General features: G+C 63.2%; 3 protein-coding genes. All 3 read right to left on the bottom strand.

Annotation, left to right across the window (positions count from 1 at the left end; genetic code table 11):
• A partial coding sequence (locus ACTJI6_RS24015) for an IS66 family transposase zinc-finger binding domain-containing protein (RefSeq protein ID WP_440804275.1) occupies window positions 1-582 on the bottom strand: 582 nt, incomplete at its 3' end.
• A gap of 62 nt (window positions 583-644) precedes the next feature.
• Window positions 645-992: an IS66 family insertion sequence element accessory protein TnpB gene (gene tnpB, locus ACTJI6_RS24020; RefSeq protein ID WP_126152564.1), complete on the bottom strand. Its 348-nt coding sequence runs from the start codon at window positions 990-992 to the stop codon at window positions 645-647.
• A complete protein-coding gene (gene tnpA, locus ACTJI6_RS24025; RefSeq protein WP_126152565.1) occupies window positions 989-1,372 on the bottom strand; it encodes an IS66-like element accessory protein TnpA in 384 nt (127 codons plus the stop codon). Before tnpA ends, tnpB begins: the two co-directional genes overlap by 4 nt.
• Window positions 1,373-1,471 lie beyond the last annotated feature (99 nt).

Genomic DNA, 1,471 nt, shown 5'->3' on the forward strand with positions numbered 1-1,471 from the left:
GCCAGCACCGGCCATGCTGCCCGGGATCGGTCGGCTGGGCGCGGGCAACTGCACCATTCGTTCGCAGCGGCGGCAGGACTTCTTGAGCCGGGCGATCTGCACGACCTTCAACTGCGCCGAGATCAGATCCAGCATCTCGCTGACATCTTCGCCCACCACGTGCAGATCACCACCGCAATCGGGACAGCAACTGCCGGGATCAAGCTCCTGCCGCTCGCGTGGCGTGCCGTCTGAGACCCGGGGCCGACGGCGTGACGGGCGATCAGCGGCATCACCGCCGGCAGAGGGTTCGGACACGTTGTCGTCTTGACCATCATCCGCCGCACCGGTCTCGCTTTCGGCGGTCGCGATCAGCAAATCCTCGAGGGCCAGTTCCAGCTGTTCGATCTCGCGCTCGATCTTTTCCGAAGACTGGCCGAACACCTGCTTCTTCAGCTTGGCGATGCGCAGTCGAAGCGTTTGGATCAGTTGGTCGTGGGCCCGCAGCGTGGCTGAGATCTTCGCGTTCTCTGCCTGCAAAGCAGCGATCAGCGCCTTCAAAAGCGCAGGTTCATCAGGAAGAGGCTCGGTCAAATCCGACATGAACCCGACTACCACAAGTCAGGCCTAGACACTACAAAAACAAAGGTATTCAAGCGGCTAATTCACCCCACGCGGGCTGGCGGCACACCCCAATCCGGCCGCCTCCAGTCGATTCCCTCCCACAGCATGGCCAACTGTGCCGAGGTTAAACGAACCGCGCCATCGCCGCCCGCCGGCCAGGGAAAGCGGCCGCGTTCCAGCACTTTGTAGTAAAGGCAGAAGCCCTGACCGTCCCAATACAAAAGCTTCAATCTGTCGCCACGCCGACCGCGGAATGCAAACACCGCACCGCCTGCCGGCTTCTGGCGCAACTGATCCTGCGCAAGCGCCGCCAAACCCTCGATGCCCTTGCGCATGTCGGTCACCCCGCAGGCCAGATAAACCCGGACACCGGTGCCGGGCCCGATCATGCCGCCTCCACCACCCGGATCAACCGCGTCAGCGTGGTCGTGTCCAGCATCGGGTCAAAGCGCAGGCACCGGCCATTGGCCAGCTGAAGCTCAATCAGGGCGGGGCGTTGCGGCGTCAAATCTTCAGCCAAGGAAGGCACCGCCAATTCGGCGGGCGCGCTCAACTCCACAGGCAAGAACACAGTCTCCGGAAGCGGGGAAAGCAGCCCCTTCTTCTTCAGCTCATGCCGCCAGGCATAAAGCTGCTGTCGGGTTACCTCGTGGCGCTGCGCCACCTGCGTCACCGTCGCGCCCGCCACCCCCACCGACAGCACGATCCCGAGCTTCTCCTCGTCGCTCCAGCGACGACGCCGTTCCAGACCCAGAATGTCACCACGCATCGAAAGCCCCGCATAAGATACGTCGTTAACGACGTCGCTATGCACGTGTCTTAGCCGATCACCCCACGCTCAGGCAGGCGGTGGCAACCGGGCGGTTAC

It is taken from the genome of Paracoccus sp. 22332 (genome assembly GCF_052045125.1).
Taxonomy (GTDB): Bacteria; Pseudomonadota; Alphaproteobacteria; order Rhodobacterales; family Rhodobacteraceae; genus Paracoccus; species Paracoccus haematequi_A.

Bases quoted from the DNA above. Each gene is read 5' to 3' on its own strand.
- tnpB (WP_126152564.1), bottom strand. From the start codon at position 992: ATGATCGGGCCCGGCACCGGTGTCCGGGTTTATCTGGCCTGCGGGGTG.
- tnpA (WP_126152565.1), bottom strand. From the start codon at position 1,372: ATGCGTGGTGACATTCTGGGTCTGGAACGGCGTCGTCGCTGGAGCGAC.